The sequence below is a fragment of the Nonomuraea angiospora genome (assembly GCF_014873145.1).
Lineage (GTDB): Bacteria > Actinomycetota > Actinomycetes > Streptosporangiales > Streptosporangiaceae > Nonomuraea > Nonomuraea angiospora.
The window spans coordinates 2,641,753-2,667,707 of record NZ_JADBEK010000001.1; the positions used below are offsets into that span (position 1 = coordinate 2,641,753).

Below are 25,955 nucleotides of genomic sequence, written 5' to 3' on the forward strand. Positions count from 1 at the left end.
TACTAAATAAGTACGAAATGCGCATGTGTGGATCACAACATGCCGCACCAACGGCGTCAACATTGCTCCTGCCGAAACGGGACTCCGCCGAGCCGATCTCGTCGGCGTACGCTCAGGTTGACGATTGCCGCGGTCGGGGGGCAGGCCGGCCGGTGACAGGATGCCGCCTGCTCAGGCGATGCTGATCAGCTTGATCAACTGCTGCCTGAACTGCTCGTAGTCGTCCACGGCGCCGAGCAGTTGCTCCGAGGTGCGCTCGGCCTCGTGGGCGAGCGCCAGGGCCGCGGTGCCCGTCTCGGTGATGGTCACCGAGACGCGCCGCCGGTCCCGCTCGTCGGCCCGCTTGCCGACGTATCCGGCGTGCCGCAGGTGCTCGATCGTCCGGCTCATCGTCTGGTCGGTCACGCGGCACAGCCCTGCCAGCTCACGCTGGGTGAGCGGCCCTTCGGCCAGGTGATGCAGGGCGATCAGGCCGGCGTGAGTCAGCCCGTGGGCGGCGAGGAATTCCTGGAAACGCCCCTCCACCAGGCGCGCGGCCACCGACAGCAGCCGCCCGGTGGGCCAGGAGTCGATGTCGGCCACCGGCTCATTGTCCCACCCCGCGATCGTGAACCGGCTCAGGAGGTCGCCGCCTTCTCGCGATCGCCAGGCAGAGCCAGATCATCGCGGCCAGTACGGCCACCAGGAGGTATTCGATCGCCGGGATCCGGCCCACGGCCGGCACGCCGGACAGGTCGTGGCGCAGGCCGTACACCAGGAGGGCGCCGAAGGCGTACGCCAGCCCGAGCGCCCAGCGCACCACTCGCGCCAGCCCCAGCCCGTGCATCTGGGTGATGACGAAGACGCCGAGGAAGCCGAACAGGAACATGGGCCACGCCCCGTCCGGTCCGCTGGTCATGACGGCGACGAGCGTGCCGTGGACGGCGACGGCCAGCTCCAGGGTGAGGGTCCACCACCGGTTGGTGTGGGCGCGGGTGAGGAACAGACTGCCCTGAAGGAGCAGCAGGAACATGTAGAAGAAGCCGATCAGGTGGCCGCTGGTGGCCTCCATGGGGTGGTACCAGAAGGTGTAGACGGCCGCCCAGCTGAACAGGTAGCCATGGTAGCGGCGGGCGAAGCGCGCCACCTGGGCGCTGATCGGCAGCGGCCTGCCGAACAGCAGGCCGCGCCGGCGGTTCTCCATGAGCAGGACGACCACCAGCAGCAAGATCACCGATCCCTGGGAGCTGAAGATGGACACGTCCTGGGCCAGGCCGTCGTAGAACAGCTGCGTCTGCGCCATGTGCAGGGCGATGAAGGCCGTGTTGACGCCGAGCGCCATCACGTTGACCGGATGCAGGCCGCGCGAGTAGCGGCCCACCCTGGTCTGCGCGTAGAAGATGAGGGCCCACAGGGCGAGCTGGTGGGCGGCGTAGGGAAGCCAGGCCGACAGCCGGGTCCACACGGTCGGCTCGGGCAGCTTCCAGTAGTACCAGGATGCGCCCTGGTCGGGCAGGAGTGTGATGCCGTGCAGGCGCTGGCCGAGCAGCCAGATCAGCCCGGTGATGAGGGCGCTGGCCAGCACGCCCGAGGTGAGGATCCGGCCCACGCCCCAGTTGTTCAGCATGCTGACTATTATGCGAATGCTCAGTCTGCTGAACAAATTTGCGGGAGAGGGCGGCCCTCCGGCCTGCCGGCTCCGCATATGCCTTTGTGGAGACCGTTATCGTGCTGTTCGACCCGGGAGCATGCTGTCCAGGAGTTCGCGGGCGTAGCGTGCCGATGAGCCTTTCGCAGTGCGCAGACGCGCATGGGGCGGTCACCGGCGTCAAGGGCGAACGCGATCGGGGGCAGGATTCGCCACCGCGCCGCTGCCGAAGCCTTCATGAACTCGTGAACGGTCCCTTCTCGGTGAAGGCGTACCGGGCGAACCGCTCGCCGATCAGGCGGTGGGTGGCGGTGTCCGGGTGCAGGGCGTCGGGCAGCGGGTGCTCGGCGGCGTCGTCCTGGCCGTAGAGCGTGGTGCCGTCCAGGTAGTGCAGGTTCGGGTCGTCCGACCGTTGCCCGGCGATCTCGGCCAGCGCGTCGCGGATCACCCGGAGGGTCAACTTGCCCTGCGCCTGCTCCTCGCTGCGGCCGGTGGCGACGAACCGGACGTGGTCGGTGCCGAGCGTGTCCGGGTCCACCGCGCCCGGCCCCGGGGTGTCCTCGTGGATGCCGCAGAAGATCGGCGAGGCCAGGACGAGCGGAGTGGTCGGGTGGCCGTCGCGGATCGTGTCGAGGAAGCCGTGCACGGCCGGCACGAAGGTGCGCAGCCGCATCCCGTCGAGGTTGACGACGTTGATGCCGAGCTTGAGGCTGATCAGGTCGGCCTGCGAGTCGCGGATGACACGGGCGAGGAACGGGTCGAGCAGCGCGCTGCCGCCCAACCCGAGGTTGCGCAGGTCGACGTCGCCGAGCCGGGCCGCGACGGCGGGCCAGATCCGGGTGGGCGCGCTCGCGTTCGACCCGTGGCTGATGGAGCTGCCGTGGTGCAGCCAGACGCGCCGTGCCGGCTCCACGGGGGCGACGGGCGCGTCCGACCAGAGCTCGATCAGCTCGACCGACTCGTTGTGGGGCAGCCAGATCTCGACGAGCTTGTCGCCGCTCGGCAGGTCGCTGAACGTCGTGGTGTGTGACGGGCCGGGGCGCAGCTCGGTGGCGCCCGTGCGCAGGTCGGCCTCGATGACGTCGCCGCCGTCGAGCACGCTGCTGGCGACGGATTCGCCGTCGACCACCAGGTCGACGGCGCCCCGCGGCCGGTCCGCGCCCCGGTAGGCCACGCGCAGGGGGTGGGTCACGAGCGAGACGGTGCGGGCGGCGGTGGTCACCACCACGCGGACGCCCGAGGGCTGGCCCTCGACCATCAGGAGCTGCGGGTCCGGGAACCGTTCCCGGACCCAGCCGGGAAGGCGGTGGGGGCGCAGGCCGCGCGCGGTGCGTTCGAGCTCGGCGGCGCCGTGCACGAACGGCGCGGTCAGGGACGTGCTGGGCATGACGTTCTCTTCCTTCTTCTCCATGAGTGCCTACGGGGCGGCGGCCGGGGCGGTCGGCCATGCCCGCAGGAGGGCGTCGAGCGCGTCGATCGTCCTGCGCCACGACACCTCGGGGGCAGGTTCCCTGTGGTCGAAGCTGCCGATGTGTTCCAGTGAGAGGTAGCCGTTGATGGTGCTGCCCAGCAGCCGGGCGGCGTGGACGCGTTCGCTCGGCGGGACGTCGTAGTCCCGCAGGACGGCGTCCGTGAGCGCGACGACCGTCCGGGCGGCGTCGGAACCGACGACCGCGGGCCCCGCCCGGCGCTGGAGCGCCTGCCATCGACCGGGACGATCATGGGCGAACGACCGGTGCGCCTGAGCAAGCCCTTCAAGCGCGGGGCGACCCGCCCGGCCGGCGACGGCCTCGGCGATGCGCGCGGCCAGCTCCCCCAGCGCGATGGTGCTGATCCCGTCCAGCAGTGCGGCATGGTCACGGACGTGCGAGTAGAGGCTGGGCGTCCGCACACCGAGGCGCCGTGCGAGCGCCGACAACGTGACCGATTCCAGGCCGTGCTCGTCGGCCAGCACCGCCGCCTCTGCGACCACGGAGCCTGGGGTGAGCGGAGCACGGTTCATACTGCGAGCCTACACCCTTTAGGCATTCGCCTATATGCAGAAGGGGACGCGTTTCAGGGACGGTCTCACCGCAGGCACGGGGGCAGGATCCGCCCCGGTCCGACGGCTCGGCCTGACGGCGAAGAAACTCGGACGGCGCCGATCCCGCCCGGGCGACCCTCCGACCTACAGGTTGTCCGAGTAAAAGCCGACGAGCCGGTCTACCGCCGCATCGACGTACTCCGGCTCGTCGTACATCTCGTAGTGGCCGGCGCCCTCGATGACCATGAGGTCTACCGGGTTGGGCGCCAGGCCCCACAGCCGCATGCCCGACTCGTACGAGCCCGTGGTGCCGCGTCGTCCGGCGAGGACGACCTGGAGGGGTTGGGTCATGAGCTGGTCGACCAGGTGGAAGGCGTCGAAGCCGAGCAGCAGCGCGTCGCTCCGGGTGAGGCGGCGGTTCGTCGAGTGCTCGTTGCCGCCCCGCTCCGTGCGGTAGTAGGTGATCGCCTGGAGCGTGTCGACGTCGGTCACGCCGAGCGCCTCGGCATCCGCCAGGGTATCGGGCAGCCAGGCCACGCGCGCCGGCTCGCCGGTGCGGGCCTCTTCAGCGCGGGACTTGGCCAGGCCGTCGAGGGCGGCTGCCGGGCCGTCCGGCTGGAAGCCGCGGAACGCCGCCCCGATGTCGCTCGGCACGACGGTGCCGACCGCCCTGATGCGGTGGTCCGTGCGGGCGGCGTGCACCGCGTAGCTTCCACCGGCGCAGATGCCCAGGACGCCGATGCGCCCTGGGTCGATGCCCGGGACGGCGCCGAGGGCGTCGATCGCGTACGAGATGTCCTCGGAGCGGCGGTACGGGTCCTCGAGGTCGCGCGGCTCGCCGCCGCTGCGGCCCTGGTGCGCGGGGTCGAACACGAGCGCCGCGATTCCCCGGGCCGCGAGACGGGCGGCGTAGTTCGCGCCGATCTGCTCCTTCACGCTGCTGCCCGGTGTCGACAGCACGACGGCGCGCCGCGGCGCGGCGTCGTCGTCGGGGAGGTGAAGGTCGGCGGCGAGCTCGATCGGTCCGCGCGGGATGGTGATGTGCTGGAGCATCTGACGGGTCCCTTCGCGTAGGGTTCGTGCGATAGCCGGTCAGTTCGATGCGGTCGATAGTACGATATTGAACCAATACGAGACTGTATCATCTGGAGGAAGGGGCGCGCGTGTCGATTGACGCCGCACAGCTGTGGACGCTGAACCATCGCCTGCTGACCGTCGTGCTGGACGCCTGCAGCGCCGAGCTGGCCGAGCTCGGGCTGGAGTCGAAGGAGTTCTTCGTGCTCGCCGAGGTGGCGGCGTCGCCGTACCCGGCAGAGCTGGCGGCGAAGCTGGTGATTCCGAAGGCGAGCGTGACGGTCTACGTGCGCAACCTCGTCGCCAAGGGGTTCGTGCGGCGCGAGATCGACGATGCGGACCTGCGGCGGCATCGGCTCGTGCTGACCGACGAGGGTGAAGCGGCGCGGGACCGCGCGCTCGCATCGCTCGCGACCGAGTTCGACCGCAGGCTGGCGACGATCGCGCCTCGTGATCGCGCCGAGCTGCACCGGATTCTCCTGGCCTTGCTAGAGCCCGCGCAATAGCTCGACCCTGATCCGCGTCGCAGGAGCACGCCCCGACGGGACACTACGACCCCTCGTACTGGTCGGACACGTCCGCCTCGGCCAGGACGAGCTCATCCGCTCGCTCCACGGGACGCACGGCGCCTGGCACCAAGGTGCGGTGCGTTCAGGGCAGGGCGAGATCGACGTCGACGGGCGACGGTTCGCAGTGGCCTTCATCCCCGGCCGCGGGCGTGAAGCGGCGGTCGACCAGGCCCTGCGTTCGCGTTACGGCAACGACTCCGGTGTCTGCCGGATGACCCGCTCACCAGCACGCGAAGCGACACTCCGAGTGGTCCCGCTCGCATGAGCCGGCCGCTCCACGCGATCCTCGCCGGCGGATCACTCGCCGGTCTGGCCGCCTCGCCAGCACTCGCCGACCGCGGGCTCGGCGTGACCGTCCTCGAACGGGCCGGGTACGCGCCGAGGAGCGGCGGCGCCGTCGGCGTCAACCCGACTTCATCTCCAGCGCGTCACGGGAGTCGGAGCCGAGACGAACGGGACGGTTTCGCCGCCGAGTCCTGGCAGGGGCTGCACACCCGCCTCTCGGCGGCCGCCGCACAGCACCCGAGCATCACGATCGCGGGGCGTCGCGCCCTTACGCAGGGAGCAGTACAAGCTTGCCGCCCAGGTGCCCCGACTGGCTGACCTCCAGCGCGGCCGCCACCTCGCCGAGGGGGTACGTCCGCTGGATCGGCACCCGCAGCCGCCCCGCTTTGATGAGGGCGAGGATGTCCCCGAGCGCTTGGGGCCCGCTCGCTCCCGGCTCGGTCATGTGGATCTGGATACCGCTCCCGGCCGCGTCGAAGGCCACGAGGGAGAGGACACGTTCCGGGCCGCCGGCGAGTTCGATCGAGTCCGGGATCTCACCGCGACCGGAGGCATCGAGGACCGCGTCGACTCCCTGCGGAGAGACGCCCCGCACGTGCTCGACCAGCCCCTTGCCGTAGGTGACCGGTTTCACTCCGAAGGAGCGGAGCTGCTCGTGGTTGCCCTCGCCCGCGGTGCCGATGACGTGCACCCCCCGGTCGACGGCAAGCTGCACGGCGAACGTGCCCACGCCACCGGCGGCGGCATGGACCAGCAGCGTCTCACCCCTGGCGACCTTGAGCTTGTTCAGCGCTTCCCAGGCGGTGATACCCGCGCCGGCCAGGGTTCCGGCCACCTCCCACGGGACAGAGGCCGGCTTGGCGACGAGCGCGGCCGGGTCGGCGAGCGCGAACTGGGCGTAGGACGGGTGATGGAGGTTCCCAGCACCTCGTCGCCTACGCGGTCACGCCCTCGCCTACCTGGTCGACCACACCGGCCACGTCGGATCCGAGCCCACCCGGGAGGCCGAGGGGCATCACCTGGCTCATGTAGCCACGCAGGATCTTCCAGTCGATCGGGTTGACACCCGCGGCCCGCACCGCGAGCCGCACCTGTCCAGGCCCAGGGGGCGGGTCAGCCCGACGCTGTCTGACCGCATGGTCCCGCGTGGTCGCAGTACGGCTGAAGACGGCTCTGCCCGCAACCACACAGAACGGCCCTGGTCTCCGCGCGTGGGCCTGCCGCCGCGTCCATGCTCAACTCGCCGCGCGCGATCAACTGTCCGACGGTGTTGCGCGTGATCCGCGTGGGCCGTTCCGGAATCTCCGTCCCTCCGTCCACGAGTTCGTACTGCAGCGCACCCGAGGGACAGCGCCGCACCACTTCGGCCAGGCGCTCGGCCTCGGCGCCGTCCGGCCGGATCCACGGGCGCTCACCCGGGTCGAAGACCTCGGGCAAACCGTGGACGCATTCGGCGGCGTGCAGGCAGCGCCTGGCCTCGAATGTCACGGTGATCGACCGGCCCACGTACGCCTTCTTCTCGGTTCCGCTGCTCATGCCGCCCTCCGTCGCTGCCATGCCCGGTGTTCAGTCGCTGACTCTGCTGCGGGACTGATACAGCAGGTCCTGGTACTCGGGGTGCCGGGCGATCCACCCCGCGAAGAACGGACAGGTCGCCAGCACCCGCAGGTTCGCGGCGCGCGCCTCGTCGAGGGCGGTGCGAACCAGCGCCGCCCCGATCCCCCTGCCCTCGTACTCCGGCGGAACCTCGGTATGAACGAACGCGACGAGTTCTGTCGTACGGATGTACTCCGCGACGCCCGCGACCTTGGACCCTCCCTCGACCCGGGCCTCGTACCGCTTGGCCTCGGGAACGTCAATCACTTCCACTGACACGTGTCCTCCATACGGCTTGTTCCACCAATCAAGTTGATGCATCAACTTCTAAATCAGCAAGCAGGCCTCAGGCGGTGCACCGACATCTCGATGCCTGCAGCGAGCCGGGTACAGGCCGGCCGGTTGACTACCCCAGCCTATTTTGTTGATGTGTCATCTACATTAGATGCCTGGTCGTTGAATCGTCAACTGGTTGCCAAGTCGTCGCCCTGTCGACGCTTGCCGGGCGCATGGACACCTGGCCCAAGCGGCCCCCGCTGGAGCCGTCCACTTCCCCAACTTGCCGCAAGCCATGAGGCGTCAAGGGTGTCGGTGCCGGCGGCGGTTCCGGACATTCTGGGCATTGACTCAGAATCGGCCGCGACAGGGAGGGATGGATGAGCTGTCAACGATCTCGCTACGCTCCCTCCATGGACGCAACGCCTCGCTGGCTGACCTCGGAGCAGGCGGCCGCCTGGGACAGTTTCATCCGCATGCAGGAGAAGCTCATCGGACGGCTTTCCCGCCGAGTCCAGGCTGACTCCGGAATGTCCGCCTCCGACTACATCGTGTTGGCCAAGCTCACCGAAACCAGCGGCGGGCGGATGCGCTTCATGGACCTGGTGAAGCTGGTGGAGTGGGAGAAGAGCCGTATGTCCCACCAGGTCGGGCGGATGGCGAAACGCGGACTGGTGACCAAGGAGGAATGTCCCGACGACGGACGAGGAGCGTTCATCGTCGCCACCACGGCCGGCTACAAGGCGATCGAAGACGCCGCGCCCGTACACGTCGAACACGTCCGCCGACTGTTCATCAACGCCCTCACCCACGAAGAACTCGACACGCTCGCCCGGATCTCGAACCGCGTCCTCGCACATATGGAGAAGCAGCCCGACTGACGGATCAGACAGCAGGCCGCTTCCGGCGAGGCGGAATGGAACCTCAGCGCCGTGAAAGCCACGCTCGACGGCGAGGCCGATCCTGTCGACTCCACCATCGTCCGTACCCACCGGCACGCCGCCATGCGCACGGCCACCCGGCCGGACGAGGTGAAACGGGTTGATCATCGGACCCGAGCCCGCGTCGCGGTGGAAGTCGCAGAAGCCACGCAGCACGCTCTCACTGTGGCCGCGGTGGTCGCCGCGCACCTTCGGCCCGGCTTTGCCTTGCCCGCCACCGGATTCGGTGGGGCCGCCGCCACGCCACCGGAGCGCGCGGACTCGGACCGACCGGCAAGGCCGGGCGGCACAGAACGAGCTCAGGCCTCCAGGCTGAGGGCGGAGTGCATGGTTGAGCGGGCCCGGCGCAAGAGCGCGGGCAGTTCGCCCGGTGTGCAGTCGGGCAGCCATTCGTCCAGAGCGCAGCGCCAGGTGGCCACGAAGAACTCGATGAGGAGCCGCAGTTCGAGACGGTTTTGTTCGTCAAGCCGGCACGCGATCTCGGCTTGGACTTCGGCGCAGTGCCGCAGCGTGTGCCCGTCGAGGGCGGGTGAGTCGGCGATCAGCCGGAGCGTGAGCGGGAAGCGCCGGTACCAGTCCTCGTCCATGCGCTCCAGGGTGGTCAGCATGGCGGCGAGGAGAACATCGGCCAGCGGCCCGGATTTCTCGATGCCGTCCAAGACTTCCAGGTAGATGTCCCAGAGCTGCTTGACGGCGGTGAGCGCCACGTCTTCCTTGGAGTGGAAGTTGCGGAAGAAGGTCCGCCGGGACACCTCCACCTGCTCCAGCAGCGCGTCCAGCGGAGTGTCGTCGAACCCGCGTTCGCCGAAGAGCGTGATGGCGGTGTCGATCAGTGCCTGGCGAGTACGCAGCTTTTTGCGTTCGCGCAGGGTGGCGGGCTGTTCAACGGTCGTCATCACCATCACTGTACCAAGGACGCCGGGATCGTGCATATGCTCTACTGGAGCAAACGCCACACTGTGGCACTTTATGAAAGGGAATCTTCCTGTGCGTGCACTCGTCGTGGATCACACCTCACCTGGACACTTGTCACTGACGGACGTCCCTGCCCCGCGACCCGCCGCCCACGAGGCGCTCGTGCGGGTCGAGGCGGTCTCGCTGAACTTCGGTGAGGTCCATGAGGCCGCCCGTCCGGAGATGCCGGACGGCACCGTGCTCGGATGGGACGCGGCCGGCGTGGTCGTCCAGGCGGCCGCCGACGGTTCGGGTCCGGCCGAGGGAGAGAGGGTCGTCACCCTTGGAGGGGAGGCCGGCTGGGCCGAGTTGCGGGCCGTACCCGCCGCCCTGCTCGGCACCGCGCCGAAGGACGCCGATCCCGGCGCGTTGAGCACCGTTCCCGTTGCCGGGCTGAGCGCCCTGCACGTGCTACGTCAGATGGGATCGCTGCTCGGTCGCCGCGTGATGGTCACCGGTGCTTCCGGCGGCGTCGGCCGCTACGCCGTCCAGCTGGCTGCCCGCGCCGGCGCGCACGTCGTTGCCATCAGCCGGAGCACCGCTCAGGCGGACGGGCTGCGGGCCCTGGGCGCCCACGAGGTCCATCCGGAGCCGGCCGCCGTGCAGCAGCCCGTGTCGGCCGTTCTTGACAACGTCGGCGGACAGCATCTCGTCGACGCCTTCGCCTCCCTGTCGGCCGGCGGCAGCCTCATCAGCGTAGGCCGCTCCTCCGAGGCCGACGCGGTGCTGTCACCGGATGCTCTGCTGGGCACCGGAGGACGGCACGACCGGTCGATCCGCACCTTCTTCCTCTTCGGCGACCCCACCACCGACTTCTCTGCGGATCTGACCTGGCTGGCCGGAGAGATCGCCGCAGGCAGCCTCGATCCGGGCATCAGTTGGCGCGGCCCCTGGACTCGCCACTCCGAGGCGGTCGAGCTTCTGCTCGACCGTCGCCTCCACGGCAAAGCCGTCCTCGATCTCAAGTAACCGGCTGGTGTGACGCCGTCACAACCTCCGTCCGTGCCGTACGGCGCCGATGGAGGTTGAAGACGGGCTGCTGTGCCATCTTGCCTGCTCGCCCCCTGCGGGACCAGATCGCCGCCCTGCTACCCGCGCGCGATGACCATGCGCCGACCCACCCGCGAGGCTCCCTTCGCAGATGGGCATATCGGAGCAGTTCCACGCCCTGGCGCTGCAAGCGGATGATCGGATGCTCGGCCTCCGACGCGACCGGGGTCCCCTTGAGAATTGTCGCCGCAGGCGCCGACCAGCACGACTCACCACTGCTCGGCCCTACCCTCGAAGCAACGAAAGCCCAGGTAGGACCACTCCCCGAGCAGGTGAACGTCGATCTCGACTACGACAGTGCCAAGACCCGCGCCTTGCTCGACGAGTCGGCTTCACCGGCGAGACAGCCCGTAAGGGTGTGCCCGCACTTCTCCCTATACCTCACCGCCGCTTTCGTCACGCTCCCCATGCTCATCCGACGCTCGACGACCCGCTATCGCTGGGACCACCGCCCCACCACCCGGCGTCTGAAGTGATCCATTTGCCGGTCGGTCTTATCGGTGATCTGGATCCACCGCGACAAGTCACGGGCCTCGGTCCGGGTGGCCTCATTCCACGGCATGTCGATCGCCCGCACAAACCGGAACCAGCGCAGCAGGTTGTGGGCGTACGAACGCCGCATCGTCGCCGGCCGACCGATCGCCTGCACCCGCGGCACGAGCAACGCTGCGAGATCCCGTTCGGAATCGTCCCCTTCGATCATGAGCCGGGACCATAGACATCCCCCGCAGCGCCTGTCTTCTGAACTGGACAAACACCCTCATTAGTTCAGTCGCTTCAACCACCGGTCTCTCTCGTTCCGCAAGCGAAATCATGACGTGGTGTCACTGGTGGACTCGGCGAGGTGGAAGCACACTGAGGCGTGCCTCTGGCGCCTGATCACGGAGAGCATCCCTATGTCGGCGTGGTCTTCGCCCATATCCAAGAGGGCCGTCGTGTCGTCCGTTCGCAGGGGCCCCTCCTCCGTGGCTCGGGCCGCCGCCTCTGCTTCAACAGCCGAAGCCCGGGATGGAGGACTGTATGTGGTGGCTGTGGACACGAGCCTGGAAGGGACACGCGTTGACCTCCGAGCAGACCGAGCAGACGCAGGGCCAGCTACGCAAACTCAACGTTGGCATCGTGTCCGGCTCGATCTCCGCTGTCGCCGCGCGGGCGGCCCGTCGGGTCGCCATCAGGCGAGGAGGACGGGGCGGCCGTATACAACGACGTCTTTCCCTCGGGTGGCCACTACGCCGTTGGGCCCCTGTGACGTGCCCGTCGTGCTGGTGATCATGGAGGGTGACGAGCTGGGCGATGGCAGCGCCCGCCGCCATGAGGAGCTGTATGTCGGCCGCGCCTTCCAGGGCGTGCGCCGGCTCCAGCCGATGCAGCTCCCGCCCACTGGCCCGCGCGGCCTCGGACGCCAGTTCGGCGGCGGCGAACGGGCGTTTCAGCAATCCCATGGCCACCAGAGCCGCAGCCGGCTCCGCCGGATCGGCCATCGTGCCCAGGCCCTCGCGCCGGCGGATCCCACGGGCGGCAGCAGCAGTCCTCGTGTCACGGCCGCGTGGCAGCGAAACAAACATTTAACATTTAATCGCGTCGACCTTCCGAAGCTTACTCCAGGACCACCCTTCCGCCCGTCTGAAATCTTTCGACGGGCATCGGTGATACTTCGGCGGACAGCAATCTCTTACCATCGTGAAATTGACTGGTTCTGTCATCACACTTACGGTGACGCCTGCCTGGTCGGAAAGGTGGCGACACTCGTCACCGCAGCGCGGAGGGTCGATTAATGTTCGACCTCCGTGCTTTCTGCCCATTTATTGCCCCCTTGTCGGATGGACGAGATCGTCGACCGTGCTTATGGTGGTGATCGTCACCGATATGGCCCGCTCCGGCGGGTCAGAATGGGAGTGCAGATGGCGACCAATGAACCGCTCCGCCTCGATCTGGACGCGCTCGACGTGATGACGGTCGAGCTCCCCGGCGAGGATCTCGTGAAGGCCCTGGGCATGGGTCTCGGCAACACCGAAGTGGGTGCCTCGGGCATTGCCCGTACGAGCTGGCTCATCTAAGCCTTCCCGGACATGGTCTCGACCCGTCGTGGCCTGCCGGGACGTGTCGGGATCGACGCGGCTCGCCGCACGGTGGACGCGAGCGTGGTTGCCAGGGTCGCCGCGCTACCGGTGACGGCGCTCGCGGAGCTGAGGTGCACAGCCACGTGGCGGAGCGTCCAGGAGATCCTCGCGGCCCGTGGCCGGCTGGCCGTCGAGGGCCGGCGGCTCGCGGACGAACTGGAGCCGGTGATCGGAGCGGTCGGGCCGGGCCCGGCGCGCTCGGCGCTGGTGGCGTTGCGGCGGGCGCTGTACAACGCAAGGCGGCCGGCGGGCCGTGCCTGGCCGGTGGAGATCGCTTCCGGCCTCGGTCCGCGCGTCGCGGCCTGGCTCACGGACCTCGATCGGCATGACGCGCTCGTCCGGCAACTGCCGGACCTGCTCGATCAGGAGCGCCGGGGCACCTACGAAGTGCTGCGCCGGTGGGTCGGCACCGACGCCTTCGGCTATGGCGTGCTCCAGGCGGGACCGGCGATGTCCGCCGCGCTGCGCCAGTGGCTGGCCTCGCCGCCCGGAAGCGTCCCGCCGCGCCAGGTCGCGCTCCGGCTCACCAGGTACGTGGCCCGCGTCGTGGCGAAGACCAGCCCGCACGCGACCTTCATGATGGCGGCTCTGGGGCAGTGGAGCGACGACGGCGAGCCGGTCCGCTGGGACGGGCCATGGGCGTGGCGGAGCGCTGTCGAGCCGAACGTGCCCCTGCTGCTGCGGCTGCTCACCGACCTGGCCCGCGCCGACGGCGGGCTCGCCGCCCTCTTCGAGGTCAGGCCCAACCCGAGCCTCGAGGAGGACGACGGGCGCCTGTGGTACGTGACCGGCCAGGAGGCCGCGTACAGCGGCATCGCCGCGTCCCAACCGCTCCGGCGGCTGCTGCACCCGCCGTACGACGACCTCCGCACCCAGGCCGGCGGCGCGCTCGACCGGCTGGTCGACCTGGGAGTGCTGGAACTCCACCCCCCGGTCGCCGACCAGGCCGCCGCGCACCTCGCCGACCTGACCGATCGGCTCGGCACGCATCCGGCGGGCAAAGCGCTGGCCGCCGTACAGGAGGCGCTCGCTCGTTACCCGGAGGCGGCCCGCGTGTCCGAACGTGAGGCGCTGCAGCGGAAGGTACGGTCCGCGTTCGCCGAGCTTGCCGGAGACGATGCCGATCGCCTGCCGGACCGCAACCTTTTCCACGAGAACGCCGTGGTCACCACACCCGGCCCGCGGCTGGGCCTGGCCGCCTGGCGTCCCGTCCTGGGCGACCTGCACGCGATCGTCGACTTCGCGGCGGTCTTCGATCGTGATGGCGTCGCCCGGCTGCTCGCCGCCGACCTGTTCGCGGAGTGGTTCGGCGCCGGCGCGCAGGTGCCGTTCGGGCGGTTCCACCGAATGCTCGCACAGCGAACCCATCCGGCCGCACCCGGCACCCCGGCCGGTGAGCTGCACGCGCTCATGTACCCGTGGCAGGAGCGGCACCCGCCCGGCCGGACGCCCGCCGTGCCCCGGCTCGACGAGCTTCGAGACGCCCGGACCGCGGCGCTGGCCGCGGTGCGCGAGCTGCTGCCCGAGACCCCGGACGCGCTTACCATCGACCCGACGGTGCTGGCCGCTCTCGCCACCGACCGCCCCGAGTTCGTCCGTCCGGTGGGGTCGCTGTCGTGCTTCGTGCAGACGATCAGCTCGCCGGAGGGCACGCCGATGCGGCTGGTGCTCAACGGTCTTGGCCCGGGGCACGGCGCGATGCGCAGCCGCGTGCACCGCCTGCTGCGGGTCGCCGGAGTTCCTGCTGGCGAGAACCGCCTGCTCGAGACGGAAGGCGGCATGCCGGTGGAGATCACCGGGCTGTTCGGCAGCAACGTCAACCTGCGTTCCCCGGTGGCCGCCCAGGAGATCGGCTATCCGGGCGTGGTCCCGAGCGGCCCGGCCACGTTCGACCTGCGGGACCTGGCCGTCCGGCACGAGTGCGGCGCCGACGGCCTCGTTCTGGTGCACGCCGGGCACGGCACCCGGCTCCGGCCGGTGTACACCGGGATGGTCGCGCCCATGCTGCTGCCGCGTACGGCCCGCCTCTTGCTCCAGCTCTTCGGCGACATGCCCAGCCCGGTGATGGAGCTGGCGTCGGTCTTCTCCCGTCCGCCGGAGTCGGTGCCGGCCCGTGTCGAGCGTACGGCCCGGGTGTCGGTCGGGCGGGTCACCGTAGCCCGTGCCGCCTGGTATGTCCCGGTGCGCGAAATCCCGCGCCGGGGCAAGAACTCCGCTGCAGCGCACCTGCTCGCGCTCGCGGCCTGGTTCGCCGAGCACTCCCTGCCGGAACGTTGTTTCGTCTCCTCGGGCGATCCCGGCGCGCCGGTCCGCGAAAGGCTGCACATGATGCGGCTCGCCAAACCGACCTATCTCGATCTGGCCGACCCAGCGCTGGTCACGCTGTTCGACCGAGGGCTGGACGCGAGCGGATCGGTGGTCGTCTTTCGTGAGCTGCTCCCGGACTTCGAGGCGGCGCTCGGCCTGGAAGGAGACGGCGGCCCCCCTGACCGCCGCCGCCATGTGACCGAGTACGTGGTCGAGGTAGGCCATGCCTGACCGCTGGATCTCGCTGCACGCCTTCCATCAGGCCGGCACCGACCTGCTGCTCGGCACGGCCGTCGACGGCCTGGTGCGGGAGCTGGACGGACGGCTCGACCGGTTCTTCTTCCTGCGGTACTGGGAGGGCGGCCCGCATCTGCGACTCCGCCTTCTGCCGCGCGTCCCCGACGACGCGGTGATGATCGAGAAACGCGCCACAGCCGTGCTGGAAGAGCACCTCGCGGCGTATCCGACGACGGTCACGTGGGACCGCGAGCGCTACGCGCTGCTCGCCCAGGAGTTCGCCCGGCAGGAGGGCCTGGTCGCCTACGACCGCCGGCTGCGGCCCGACGACCACGTGGAGGCCATCGCCTACCGGCCCGAGTACGCGACGTTCGGCGGGCCGCAGGCGGTCGCCGCCGTCGAGCGGCACTTCACCGACTCCAGCTGGATCGCGCTGGCGATCCTGCGCGGCGAGCACGACCGCCGGCGGCGGCTGGGCCACGCCCTCGCCGCGATGATGCTCGCCCTCGTGGCCTGGGAACCCGACCCCCGCCGCCTGGGCCCCCTGCTGGCCAGGGAACGTGACCGCTGGGATCCGGCACCGGCCCGCGCCCGGCAGGTGGAGATCTTCACGAAACAGCGCGAAGCCCTCACCGCACAGGCCGAACGGTGCCGGCTCATCGCCGGCCGCACCGTCTCGTCCGAGAGCCACGCCCCTGCTCCATCCGCCGACGGGCCGCCCCCGGGCGGTGTCCTCGACGCGCGCGACGCTCACGACTCGCTCGGCGCATGGTGGCGCTCGATCGACACCCTGCACCGGCGCCTTGTCGCGCTCCAGCGGGCCGGAGGCTTCCATCCGGCCCGCAGGGAGGGGGCATCGCGCCCCTCTGGCCTCGCCGGCGTCAGCACCTCGGTGGATGCGGAACGCCACGACGTCCTGATCGTGCTGAACCGGTGCGTCCACCTGTTCTGCAACCGGCTCGGCCTGTCGATCGTCGAAGAAGCGCACCTGCGCTACCTGACCGCCGTCACCCTGGACGGGCCGGCGCAGAAAGAGGGAACCTCGTGAGCGACCTCCCCTGGCACAGCATCCAGATCCGCTACTACGACCAAGACAAGGACGGACTGATCCTGGACTGCGTCCGCCCGCTGCTCGAGCACCTGGACGGCCTCTTGCAGCAGCCGTACCTCGTCCGCCACTGGCGCCAGGGACCGCACCTGCGGCTCAACTTCCGCGCGACCCTGCGGGACTGGGAACGCGAGATCCTCCCCGTCGCGACCGAAACGATCAGCAGATATCTGCGCGAGCACCCGTCCACCACCCGCCTCGACGAGCACGAGCAACTCGCCGCCCACCGCCTGCTGGTCGTACTCGAGCACGAGACCGGCCCGCTGCAGCCCTGGTACCCGGACAACTCCCTGCAGACCGAGCCGTACGACGACCGGCTGCGGGTCTTCGGCGGCCAGCCGCTGGCGAACCTGATCGACGCGGCCGCCGCGGAGAGCACCAGGCTCGCCTTCGGCACGCTGGACAAGATCCGCCGGGGCGAGCTCGCGCTGTTCGCGGTCGCCATCGACCTCATGATCGCCCTGGCGCACGTGAGCGTCCCACCGATCGGCCGCGGCTACATGTCCTACCGCTCGCACGCCGCAGCGGCCGCCTCGTCCTGCGAGGACCGGGACGCGGTCACGGCCGCGTTCGAAGCCAGGTATCGCAAGAACGCCAGGGAAATGCGCGCGACGGTGGTCGACCTGGTCGCGTCGATCGACGCGGGCGACCCGGCGCCGCACGTACGCGACTGGATCGCCTTCACCCACCGCCAGAAGGAGATCGCTCTCCCGCTGCTGGCCCGCAAGGAGATCGACCTGGACCTCCCCGACCAGCCGGTGGTCGACCGCCGCCACCCGGTCGACTATTTCGACGTGCTCATGTCTACCGACCGGTACCGCACCGAGATCCTCGAATCGGACTGGTTCCTCGCCCACCGCCTCGTGGCCAACATGCTCTACGCGCACCTGGCCAGGCTCGGCATCACCCCGATCCAGCGGTACCTGTTCTGCTATCTGATCGCCTCCGCGGTGGAGGAGGAGTATGGCATCTCCTCTCTGGAGAAGGCCCGCGATTACCTGCTCAGCGGCTGAGTCGCCTTCGGCGCATCCGAACGGAAGGTCACGGTAAGCCGCTCAACTCTGCGCCGTTAACGGGACTTTCGTTCCGATGCTCGTCATGCCCCTAGCCCTGTCGCTCAGGGGTACTTTCTTCCCTCGTCGTCCAGGAGGACGGCCTCACCGATTCGCGGCCGCGGTCGGTGAGCTTCTTTCACCACTTCGGCTCGGCAACGAGGGTGTTTGTCCAGTTCAGAAGACAGGCACTGCTAGGGACGTCTATGGTCCCGGCTCGTGATCGAAAGGGACGATTCCGAACGGGATCTCGCAACGTTGCTCGTGCCGCGGGTGGGTGCGTTCGTCGAGACGGGCGATGTGTGGGAGCCCTACCGACTGGCTGATCCGGCTGGGGAGGTAGTTGGGCCGGTCGCGGTGTACCTGAGCGATCTACAGGCAATTGGACGGCCGACGACGACGCAGCGTTCGTACGGGATGGACCTGCTGCGCTGGTTCAGGTTGTCAAGCTGGGCTCGCCCACGTCGCCGCCGCGGTAGTTGTGCGACGATCCCAAGATGCTGCGCAGCCTTGAGATCAAAGCCACCCTGTCTGAGCTTGAGGACGCCCATCGTGACCACGTGTTCTGGGAGCCCACGATTGAACTGAGCTTGGATTGCTTCATCTGTGAGCGGGTGGGCCGGACGACCGCGTTGAAGTTGGGGGACGAGCGGGCCGTCTGCATCAGCAGGAGGGACTACAAGCACTTTGCCGCGGCGCGGATCTCGGCGTTCGACGTGACAAGCCAGGACGCTCTGTTGGTTTTGAGGGCCGTGATCGACTTCTGGTGGGTGCCGTTCCAGGATGCCAAGCGGGGTGGGAATGCGACGCCCCTGAGCAGGTGGGTCCGGCTGCAGTACGGCTGTTACTGCCCCCACCAGGAGGCCTCGGGCAAGGGATCGATTCAGACGAACGTACGTCGTCCTTGGAGTCCACGGTGCGGCGAATGCAAGAAGGAGATCGCGGTTGATGCCGAGGTTCCCTCGATCCGGCTCTTGGTCTGAGTCCCAGATCGGATGGTACGCGGGCATGATGACCGCGACCCGGTGAGGGCATGTCCAGATCCGCCTGTGGCTCGCCGGGCAGGGCATCAATGCGATGCTCAGGGTTGATGCGGAGAGGCTGGCGGAGGGTCGGCATTCCTGGACTTTCGCGGCGAGCGGCGGCCCGCTGGAGGCGGGCATGCGTGCCGACGGCGCCAGCGCCGCGCTGTGTCTGTCGACGGCAGTCGCCCGGCTGCGCGAGCTCGGCGGACATGGGATGACGCGTTGCGGGGGGCCGCGTAGGTGCGGGTGAACTCGGCGGGCGGAACCCTCACCGCAGCCAGTCGAGCGACTGTACTTCGGCCCCGTTCACGCCGGGGAGGTGTCAAACGCCGACGGTGCGCCCCGCGCAGAACATGGTCTTGCCCTTCTTCACGAACGTGGAATCAACGACGAGATAGAGCTTCCTCTTGGCCGGGACCTTGACGTCGACGACGATGTCGTAGGAGACGTCGTTGGAGGCGTGCTTCTCATGCAGCGTCTCTCCGAAGACCTTCCCGTCCTTGCCGCGCCGTTCGACCATCAGGCGAAGGTGTGCGGTCTTCAGGCGGATCGGCGCCTCGGAGCTCCATCGGTAGATGATGTCGGAGACGCGGTGGTACCCGCCGGACGTCCTGTACTTCATCTCGAAGTCCGCCTTCTGGCCATCACTCATCGTGCAACTTGCCTTGACGTCATGCCCCGGAACAGCGGTGGCGTGCACGGCGGAGGCCAGCAGGACGAGTGACAGGCCGGCCCCGCCGAGCATTGCCGCGGCCTTCCCGACGATGTGCGTCATTTCGCAATCCCCTTCACGTGGCTCGTGTCTGTGATCAAGATTGGCGGGGGGTTTGTTGAGGATGGGTTGAGGATCTGTTGGAGCGGGCTGAGGTGGTCGGAGTGGACATGGATCCCCTGCTCCTGGGGTTGGCCGGAGCGGGTCATCCGGGCCGTTGCGGACGCCGGTGAGCACCGTGTGAATACCGACACCAGATTCCTGACGGCCCGCGCGACCCAGCTCGCGGTCGGATGCGCGGTGGTGCCGAGTACGCGGTCGCGTCTGGCGCCGTGCTCGATGACGGCCAGGATGCGCTGACGCCGTCCATCAAGGGTGGCGGTCTCAATGACGTCGCACGTCCGCCGCGTTGCCGGGCGCACCCATCCATCTGGTGAGGCTGACCCACCATGCCCGCGCCCGGGGATCCGGGAACATCACCGGCGCGGGGCCGCGAAGGCCCCGCGCCGGTCATCGATCAGCTGACGACGGCAGGATCAGCCGAAACCGCCACCGAACCAGCCGTCGAAGAAGTCGGCGATGTCGTCGCCGAGCTGTCCACCGCGGAAGCCCAGGTGCGTGGTCGCCCCTCTCTTGGTGTTGACCTCCATCTCGATCTGCTCCGGCTTGAAGATCTGCTTCTCACCCTGTCCGGTACCGCCGCGCGGGAGGTTCGACGGCGGCCTGCCCTGCGGATACATCCGGCCGTTGCCGTAGACGGTGTAGGACTGGGTCGGCTGGACGCTGCCGTCGTTCCGGTAGACCTGGCTGGGCCGTGGCCGCGCCGGCTGCCGGTTCGCCCTGGGCGGCGCCTGCCGCTGCGTCGACCTGTGGCTGGTCGGACGCCGTGCCGGACGCGAGCGCGCCAGCTGGATTCCCCTGGGTACGTAGCCGATCCGACGGTGGCGTCGGCCTATCGCCGCCCGCCTCCGTCGCTCGGCCCTCAGCTCGCGAACCGCCTTTTGCCCCTCTCTGCGGACCGCGGCCGCGGCCCGTCGCTTCGCCGCGGCCTCCCGAGCCCGCCTGGCAGCCTCCCGAGCCCGGATCCTGGCGGCCTCCTGGGCACGCTTCAACGCCTTCGCCTCGGCCCGCCTTCTGGCCTCCTCCCTGGCTCGCTTCCTGGCGGCCTCCAAAGCCCGCTTCCTGGCCTCCTCCGCGGCCTTCTCCTTGGCCTTCGCGATGGCCCTCTCCCTGACCCTTCGGACGTACGCACGCCTCGCGGCGCGCTGGGCCGCCTTCTTGGCGAGGTAGCGGGTCCCGAACCTGACGCCGATGGCGAGCGCGACCCAGAACCACTGCCCGTCGGGGTCGGTCATGGTGACGGGGCTGTTGTTGGCGTAGGCGTAGGCGTTGAGGGTCCGCGGATCGACATCGTCGATGATGGGGTCCACCGACATGAACCGGCCGAGCTTGGGGTCGTACTCGCGGGCGCCGAGGTGGACCAGCCCGGTCGTGGAATCCTGCGTGCCTCCCACGAATCCGCGCTGCCCCGGCCAGAACGCCGGTGGCGATCCCCGGTTCTCGCCGAACGGCGTCGTCCTGCGTACGGCCAGATCGCCGGTGTCCGCGTTCACCGCGGCCTGCGCGGTGCCCTGGTGGTCGTTGGCCAGGAAGTACACCTGGTTGTCCGGCGTGCGTACCGCGATGGGCTCGTCGTTGACGGTGTAGTAGCGGGTCTGCTCGACGACGTCCTTGGCGTAGTCGAGGCGCAGCTCCATGTCGTCGATGTAGAGGGTGGCGTCGGTCGGGGTCTTGCGGATCAGCCGGTCGCCGTCCGCGTCGTAGATGAAGGACGTGGTCTTGCCCGCCTCCGTCACCGACTCGAGGTTGCCTTCGGCGTCCCAGACCAGGGCCTGGTCGGAGGTGCCGACCTTGCGCCTGGTGGTGTTGCCCGCGGTGTCGTACTCGAACAGGTCCGACCCGACGGTCTGGAGCGCGTGCGGCTGCTTGCCGCCCGGCGCCGGGTAGGTGTAGTCACGGACGGTCTCACCGGCGCCGCCCCAGGCGTGCCTGGTCTCCTTGATCCGGTTGCCGGTGGAGTCGTAGGCGTAGCTGACCGCGTACGGGGCCACACCGCCGATCTTGCCGGACTGCGGGCTGGCGCTCGCGCAGTCGTCGGTGGCCGTCCAGGCGGAGGTCATCCGGCGCAGATGGTCGTACGTGAAGCACTGCGTGTCCTGGCCGCTCGCCTTGTCGGCGATCTTGGTGATGTTGCCGACCGCGTCGTAGGTGTAGTTGACGTCGAGGTCGGTCTTGGCCGCGCCCTCCCGGTCGACCCGCATGCTGGTCAGCCTGCGGGTGGCCTCGTCGTGGGTGTAGGTGAGCCAGGTCTTCTTGCCCGCCTCGCCCAGCTCGTACTGCAGGGTCTCGCCCAGCTTGGAGTAGCGGGCCGCGCCCACGTACGCCGACAGGCCGTTGACCTTGGTCGTCTGGCCGAGCTCGTCGTAGGTGTAGACGACCTGCTCCTCGGCCAGCCCGCCCACGCCGGGGAAGCTGACCGACTGGACCTTGTCGTCGGCCGTGTAGCGGGTGTTGAGCACGTACGAGCCGGCGAGCTTGCCCTCCCGCTCGGGGACGGTGACCGTCTCGCGGAGCGGGCGGTAGTTGACGTCGATGGCGTTGATCTCGGCCTTGTACGCCTGCCCGCCCACGTAGCGGATGCTGGCGTTCATGTGGCCCTTGGCCAGGGCGTCGTACTTCCACTCGGCCAGCAGCGGCCCGGTCGCGGAGTTCTCGCGCAACTCCTTCTGCCGGCCCAGCTCGTCGTACACGTACCACAGGGTCTTGCCGCGCGAGTCGGTCGTGCTGACGACCTCGTCGGCGTCGTTGTACGTCATCGTCGTGACGCCCTTGTCGGGGTCCTCGGTCTTGATCTCCCGGCCGCGCATGTCGTAGTGGTGGCGCCACACGTTGCCTGCCGAGTCGGTCACCGTGGACAGCCGGCCGGCGGCGTCGTAGGTGTACTTGGTGGCCTCGTACTCGCCCGTCGGGGTCGCCCCCTTGTACTGGCGCAGCTCGATGAGCCGGTCCTCGGCGTCGCCGATGCGGGTGGTCGCCGTGCCACCGGGCGGGGGCGTGACGTGGACTCTGTCGCCCTCCTGCTTGACCGTGACCCGGTATTTCTCCGCGCCCTTCGCCTTGAGGATCTGGGCGTTGACCTCACCCGCGCCGTCGAAGGTCGACACGACCTGGTTGGGCACGTCGGTGTCGGCGACCGCGAGCAGGTCGGTGGAGGGCGTGCCGGTGGCGAAGTAGCCGGAGTTCGACTTGTACTCCTCGCCCTGGGAGTTGTAGAAGGTGTCGGTGATCGTGCGCCCGTCACGCAGGTTGGGGTCCTGCGTCTGCTCGTCCCTGGGCGAGGGTTCCTGGGTCTGGCGCTCGCGCATCAGGCCGTCGTACAACTCGTGGCTGGCGGTGTAGCCGCCGTCGGCGCGCAGCGTCTTGGTGGTGACGTAGCTGGGGCCGTCGGCGCGCATGACGTAGGCGTACTCGGTGCTGGGCGACTGGTTGCCCTCCTTGCTGCGATCGGGCTGCCAGACCTTGGTCAGGCGGCCGAGCGCGTCGTGTTCCAGGTCGGTACGGCGGTTGTTCGTGTCGATCTCGGCGACGGGCTCGCCCCAGGCCGGTTCGAGGACCGTGCGGTTGACGTGGCCGAGCTGGTTGGTCTCGGCGATCTCGGTCGCGAGGGCACCCGTGGCCGGGGTGTAGCTGGTCACGGACTTGTTGCCGAGCGTGTCGCTCTCGCTGGTCTCGCGGCCGTAGACGTCGTACGTGTGGGTCCTGTCGATGATCGTCGTGCCGTCACCGGAGACGACCTGCTGGACCGAGGTCACGTCGCCCTTGCTCGGGGCCTGGCCGTACGCCTTGCCGTCGTACTGGACCTTCTCATCCGAGATCACCTCGTCGTCGGCCAGTGTGGAGACGGCGGTGCCGCAGCTCGCGGCGACCTTCTGGATGCGGCTGGTGTAGTCGAGCATCCAGCTGGTGTCGTTGCGGGCGTAGGTGTAGCGGGTGCACTGGTCGTCGTCGGTCGTGGCCAGGTCGCCCTTCTCCTCCACCTGGGTGAGCAGGCCCTTGGTGTCGTACGTCCGCTCCTCGCCGACACGCCGCCAGGCACCGCCGGGCAACGCTTTACGGGTGACCGTGGACTTGGCCTCGACCACGTGCGCGGCCTTGGTGACGCCGCCCTGTGTGGACTCCGCGGTCTTCACCGACCACGGCTGCTCGGCGCTCGCGCTCAGGACGGCCCCGCCGTCCCCGTCGTACAGGATCTCCTCGCGCTCGAAGCCGGAGTACTGGTCGAGGTCGTCCAGCTTGACGCCCTCGGAGTCCTCGACCTGCGCGTCGCGCTTGGAGCCGTCGGCCTGCTTGTCACCGTCCATGCCCCGGAAGTACCGAAACTCCGTCAGCGTGCGCTTGGTGTCCTGCCCGTCGCCCTCGCGCACCCGGACCCGGCCGAACCCGCGGAAGTCCGACCACGTGCGGTGCTCGGGCTTGACGAGGATGTTGTCGGCGTAGTGCCAGGCGGCGCCGCCCAGGTATTCGTAGCTGGTGACCACGTTGGGCGAGCCCGAGATGCGGTCCACCTCGACCATCTGCGACACCACGTACTTGTGGAACCAGTCGGTCACCTCGGTCTCGTTCAACGGTGCCCAGCGCTGCGGGAAGCACAACTTGGTGTTCTTGTCGGCCGCCGGCAGTTCGCCGGCCTTGCATTCCGCGGGGGCGTAGTTGATCCGCAGCTCACCGCCGGTCCCGTTGTTCACGGCCTGCACGCGCCACTTGACCAGCGGGGCGCGGCCCTCGTTGGCGTCCACCCGGTTGGCGAGCTGCACGCCGACGAACGTGGTCCTGGGCGCCGTGATCGTGCCGCCCACGTGACCGGTCTGCTGGACCGAGGCCAGCCAGAGCGACGGGCTGAGGCCGTCACCCGTGGCGGGGAACTGGTGTGTCAGCGCCCAGGAGTCGACGTTGCGGTACGCGCTCCCGGACAGGATCTGCGTGGTGACCTTGACCAGGCGCTTGCGCGTGAAGAACGTCGGCGCCAGGCGGTCGGTGCACTTCACGCCGGAGTCACAGATCTGGTCGAACGGGACGTCCGGCCAGCTGCTGGCGGTCTCCTTCTTGAGCTGGTCGGCGGCACAGGTGATGGTGCCGCTGGGCAGGCAGCGCTCGGCCACGTCGAAGACGACGCGGGCGGCGGGAGCCTTGGTGAACAGCTCGTTCTGCAGGTAACCGTAGTCGATGCGGGTGAGGTGGCCCGCGCGGTCGTACACGGTGCCCAGCTCGGGCTTCATGTTGCGGCCGTAGTAGTTCTTCTCCTGGGCGTACCAGTACGTGGTGGCGTTGCCGTGGGTGTCCACCGCGTAGTCCAGGTTCCACCGGTAGGCCTGCTGGCACCAGGCGTTGGCCGGGGTGCTGTTGTAGCAGGGCTCGCCGCTGTTGTTGCCGAACACCGGCACCGTCTGGACCGACTTGGTCTCCGGCTTGCCGGTGGCCCAGCCGGGCAGGCGGTTCAGGCCGAAGGTGTACTGGGTGCCGTCAGCAGTGGTGACCCGCCAGTACTCGCCGTTGTTGTCGCCGTTGGTGGCCCCGGTGAGGTACTCGATCCGGGTGCCGTCGTCGCGCTTGGGCCGCCACTGCTTGCTCGTGGCGTCCTTGACCAGCTCGACGGCCGAGCTGCCGAGCGAGAGGATTGCGTTGTCCTGGTCCCAGCACAGGTCGCCGGTCTTCTTGCCGTCGACCATGCAGGACTTGTAGCGGCGCTCGATGTAGCCGCCGGGGTTGAGCTCGAAGCCCTCACCCGCCCAGGACGCCTGGTTGTTGGTGGAGGCGGTGCGCCCGTCCACGCTCTGGGAGGAGTAGGCCAGCGAGATCTCCGGCTCCTCGCCGCCCAGCGCGGGCGGGGTGCGCATGTCGTAGCCCCAGGTGAAGTCGCCGGTCTGGGTGCCGACGCTCCAGTCCGCCGAGGCACCCAGCGAGGTGGCGGAGTGGTCTCCGGACGGCCCGGAGGCGGCGGCGGTCAGGGCGTACAGGCCGTTCGTCTCGAAGTCGGCGGTCAGCGTGCCCGCCTTGACGTCGTTGTCGCTCTTGACGGGTTCGGGCAGGGCGCAATTGCTCGCCTTGGCGTCGAGCGCGCACCCCTCCAGCTTGACCAGGTGCAGGCGGGCGCCGTAGTCGCCGCCGTAGGCGTAGCGGAAGCCGGAGTAGTCGATCTGCAGGCGGGTCTTCTTGCCGGACGCGGCCTTGAGGTTCGCTCCCTGGCCGGGCGATACGCGCATCGCGAGGCCGAGCCGGTCCGTTTCGAGAAGCTCGACCTTGACCGGGTCGGCTGCGGCGGCGGCTTTGGCGTCTTTCTGCGGGGCCAGCTTCACGGGGAAGCCGGTCGCCGCCAGGGTACTCGCCCCGCTGCCGCCCAGCTCCGCCGCCTGGGGTTTGGGCCAGGCGGCGCCCGGTGGCGCCTTCCACGCCTGCTTCTCGACAGGATCGGCCAGCGGGGGCAGGACCGGGACGCTCGTGCCCTTGACCGGCTTCTCGTTCTCCACCGAGGGGGCCGACCGGGACGCGGCCTGCGCGGGCATGGCGTAGGTGAGGGGGACGACGAGGACGATGGACAGCACCACCGCGAGCCTGCGAGGCCAGGACGACTCGGGCTTGGGCGCCAGGAAACGGTTCCAGTAAGGGTCTGGAATGTCTGGTGCGTCGGATTCGTGAGGTCGATTCCAGCGGGATTCGGGCAGGTCTAACTCACTCGGCAGATCCATGAACCTCTCCCAGTCGAGGGATACTGATCGGGACTTACTGGGCGGGCGGATTTACTGTGGGATCTATTGGGCGGCAAGCGCCGGCCAGCGCGTCGTACGCCGGCGATGCGTGTAAAAGGGCGCCGGTGACTTCGCGGCTGTGGAACGGCCAGAGGACTCCGCCGCGCCAGTGCCCGGCTCCTCATCCAACTGCCAG

At 69.2% G+C, this 25,955-nt stretch carries 23 protein-coding genes and 1 pseudogene; 11 read left to right on the forward strand and 13 right to left on the reverse strand.

Annotation, left to right across the window (positions count from 1 at the left end):
• Positions 1-171 precede the first annotated feature (171 nt).
• The 5 genes from H4W80_RS12085 to H4W80_RS12105 form a co-directional block, all read right to left on the reverse strand.
• Positions 172-582, reverse strand: a complete 411-nt coding sequence (locus H4W80_RS12085) for a MarR family winged helix-turn-helix transcriptional regulator (protein ID WP_192785180.1) — start codon at positions 580-582, stop codon at positions 172-174.
• A 4-nt stretch (positions 583-586) separates the two neighbouring features.
• Positions 587-1,606 (reverse strand): hypothetical protein, encoded by a 1,020-nt coding sequence (locus tag H4W80_RS12090; RefSeq protein WP_192785181.1) that lies wholly within the window; start codon positions 1,604-1,606, stop codon positions 587-589.
• Positions 1,607-1,862: 256 nt separating this feature from the next.
• The gene (locus H4W80_RS12095; RefSeq protein WP_225963381.1) at positions 1,863-3,038 is read right to left on the reverse strand and encodes a GDSL-type esterase/lipase family protein; all 1,176 of its coding nucleotides are present in this window, start codon (positions 3,036-3,038) and stop codon (positions 1,863-1,865) included.
• Between the two features lie 6 nt (positions 3,039-3,044).
• Positions 3,045-3,629 (reverse strand): TetR/AcrR family transcriptional regulator, encoded by a 585-nt coding sequence (locus H4W80_RS12100; protein WP_192785182.1) that lies wholly within the window; start codon positions 3,627-3,629, stop codon positions 3,045-3,047.
• A gap of 165 nt (positions 3,630-3,794) precedes the next feature.
• Complete coding sequence (locus H4W80_RS12105) at positions 3,795-4,703, reverse strand: alpha/beta hydrolase (RefSeq protein WP_192785183.1); 909 nt, start codon at positions 4,701-4,703, stop codon at positions 3,795-3,797.
• Between the two features lie 110 nt (positions 4,704-4,813).
• On the opposite strand from H4W80_RS12105, the gene H4W80_RS12110 reads away from it, so the two are divergent.
• The gene (locus H4W80_RS12110) at positions 4,814-5,230 is read left to right on the forward strand and encodes a MarR family winged helix-turn-helix transcriptional regulator (RefSeq protein WP_192785184.1); all 417 of its coding nucleotides are present in this window, start codon (positions 4,814-4,816) and stop codon (positions 5,228-5,230) included.
• Positions 5,231-5,240: 10 nt separating this feature from the next.
• Positions 5,241-5,558, forward strand: coding sequence for a DUF2255 family protein (locus H4W80_RS64510; protein WP_378526107.1), 318 nt, complete (start codon positions 5,241-5,243; stop codon positions 5,556-5,558).
• Positions 5,559-5,846: 288 nt separating this feature from the next.
• On the opposite strand, the gene H4W80_RS60590 is transcribed toward H4W80_RS64510, so the two are convergent.
• The 4 genes from H4W80_RS60590 to H4W80_RS12130 form a co-directional block, all read right to left on the reverse strand.
• Entirely contained in the window at positions 5,847-6,413 is a 567-nt protein-coding gene (locus tag H4W80_RS60590) for a zinc-binding dehydrogenase (RefSeq protein WP_318786825.1), read from the reverse strand.
• 100 nt (positions 6,414-6,513) lie between these two features.
• Positions 6,514-6,657 (reverse strand): alcohol dehydrogenase catalytic domain-containing protein, encoded by a 144-nt coding sequence (locus H4W80_RS62635; RefSeq protein ID WP_318786826.1) that lies wholly within the window; start codon positions 6,655-6,657, stop codon positions 6,514-6,516.
• 34 nt (positions 6,658-6,691) lie between these two features.
• A complete protein-coding gene (locus H4W80_RS12125; RefSeq protein ID WP_192785185.1) occupies positions 6,692-7,114 on the reverse strand; it encodes a (4Fe-4S)-binding protein in 423 nt (140 codons plus the stop codon).
• A gap of 30 nt (positions 7,115-7,144) precedes the next feature.
• The gene (locus H4W80_RS12130) at positions 7,145-7,453 is read right to left on the reverse strand and encodes a GNAT family N-acetyltransferase (protein ID WP_192785186.1); all 309 of its coding nucleotides are present in this window, start codon (positions 7,451-7,453) and stop codon (positions 7,145-7,147) included.
• A 410-nt stretch (positions 7,454-7,863) separates the two neighbouring features.
• On the opposite strand from H4W80_RS12130, the gene H4W80_RS12135 reads away from it, so the two are divergent.
• Positions 7,864-8,331, forward strand: coding sequence for a MarR family winged helix-turn-helix transcriptional regulator (locus H4W80_RS12135; RefSeq protein ID WP_192785187.1), 468 nt, complete (start codon positions 7,864-7,866; stop codon positions 8,329-8,331).
• 359 nt (positions 8,332-8,690) lie between these two features.
• Here H4W80_RS12135 and H4W80_RS12140 read toward each other — a convergent pair whose 3' ends face one another.
• Positions 8,691-9,323, reverse strand: coding sequence for a TetR/AcrR family transcriptional regulator (locus H4W80_RS12140; protein WP_225963382.1), 633 nt, complete (start codon positions 9,321-9,323; stop codon positions 8,691-8,693).
• Between the two features lie 37 nt (positions 9,324-9,360).
• Here H4W80_RS12140 and H4W80_RS12145 point away from each other — a divergent pair, with 37 nt between their 5' ends.
• Both H4W80_RS12145 and H4W80_RS12150 read left to right on the forward strand, forming a co-directional pair.
• Positions 9,361-10,314, forward strand: coding sequence for a zinc-binding dehydrogenase (locus tag H4W80_RS12145; protein WP_225963383.1), 954 nt, complete (start codon positions 9,361-9,363; stop codon positions 10,312-10,314).
• Between the two features lie 166 nt (positions 10,315-10,480).
• Positions 10,481-10,871: pseudogene (locus tag H4W80_RS12150) on the forward strand (IS5/IS1182 family transposase); the annotation flags it as partial.
• Here H4W80_RS12150 and H4W80_RS12155 read toward each other — a convergent pair.
• On the reverse strand, positions 10,829-11,098 hold the full coding sequence (locus H4W80_RS12155) for a hypothetical protein (protein WP_192785189.1): 270 nt from the start codon (positions 11,096-11,098) through the stop codon (positions 10,829-10,831). The pseudogene H4W80_RS12150 and the gene H4W80_RS12155 sit on opposite strands and share 43 nt — an antisense overlap.
• A 556-nt stretch (positions 11,099-11,654) precedes the next feature.
• Between H4W80_RS12155 and H4W80_RS12160 the strand changes: the two genes are divergently transcribed.
• The 6 genes from H4W80_RS12160 (at position 11,655) to H4W80_RS12185 (ending at position 18,202) form a co-directional block, all read left to right on the forward strand.
• Positions 11,655-12,170, forward strand: coding sequence for a hypothetical protein (locus H4W80_RS12160; RefSeq protein ID WP_192785190.1), 516 nt, complete (start codon positions 11,655-11,657; stop codon positions 12,168-12,170).
• 45 nt (positions 12,171-12,215) lie between these two features.
• Positions 12,216-12,452 carry a hypothetical protein gene (locus H4W80_RS12165; RefSeq protein WP_192785191.1) on the forward strand — a complete coding sequence of 79 codons (237 nt, stop codon included), beginning with the start codon at positions 12,216-12,218 and terminating at the stop codon, positions 12,450-12,452.
• A 12-nt stretch (positions 12,453-12,464) separates the two neighbouring features.
• Positions 12,465-15,053 carry a lantibiotic dehydratase family protein gene (locus H4W80_RS12170; RefSeq protein ID WP_192785192.1) on the forward strand — a complete coding sequence of 863 codons (2,589 nt, stop codon included), beginning with the start codon at positions 12,465-12,467 and terminating at the stop codon, positions 15,051-15,053.
• Positions 15,046-16,107 carry a lantibiotic dehydratase C-terminal domain-containing protein gene (locus tag H4W80_RS12175; RefSeq protein ID WP_192785193.1) on the forward strand — a complete coding sequence of 354 codons (1,062 nt, stop codon included), beginning with the start codon at positions 15,046-15,048 and terminating at the stop codon, positions 16,105-16,107. Before H4W80_RS12170 ends, H4W80_RS12175 begins: the two co-directional genes overlap by 8 nt.
• Entirely contained in the window at positions 16,104-17,180 is a 1,077-nt protein-coding gene (locus H4W80_RS12180) for a thiopeptide maturation pyridine synthase (protein ID WP_192785194.1), read from the forward strand. Before H4W80_RS12175 ends, H4W80_RS12180 begins: the two co-directional genes overlap by 4 nt.
• 536 nt (positions 17,181-17,716) lie before the next feature.
• A complete protein-coding gene (locus H4W80_RS12185) occupies positions 17,717-18,202 on the forward strand; it encodes a hypothetical protein (RefSeq protein WP_192785195.1) in 486 nt (161 codons plus the stop codon).
• Between the two features lie 364 nt (positions 18,203-18,566).
• Here H4W80_RS12185 and H4W80_RS12190 read toward each other — a convergent pair whose 3' ends face one another.
• A complete protein-coding gene (locus tag H4W80_RS12190) occupies positions 18,567-19,019 on the reverse strand; it encodes a hypothetical protein (RefSeq protein WP_192785196.1) in 453 nt (150 codons plus the stop codon).
• Positions 19,020-19,492: 473 nt separating this feature from the next.
• Positions 19,493-25,615: an RHS repeat-associated core domain-containing protein gene (locus H4W80_RS12195; RefSeq protein WP_192785197.1), complete on the reverse strand. Its 6,123-nt coding sequence runs from the start codon at positions 25,613-25,615 to the stop codon at positions 19,493-19,495.
• Positions 25,616-25,955 lie beyond the last annotated feature (340 nt).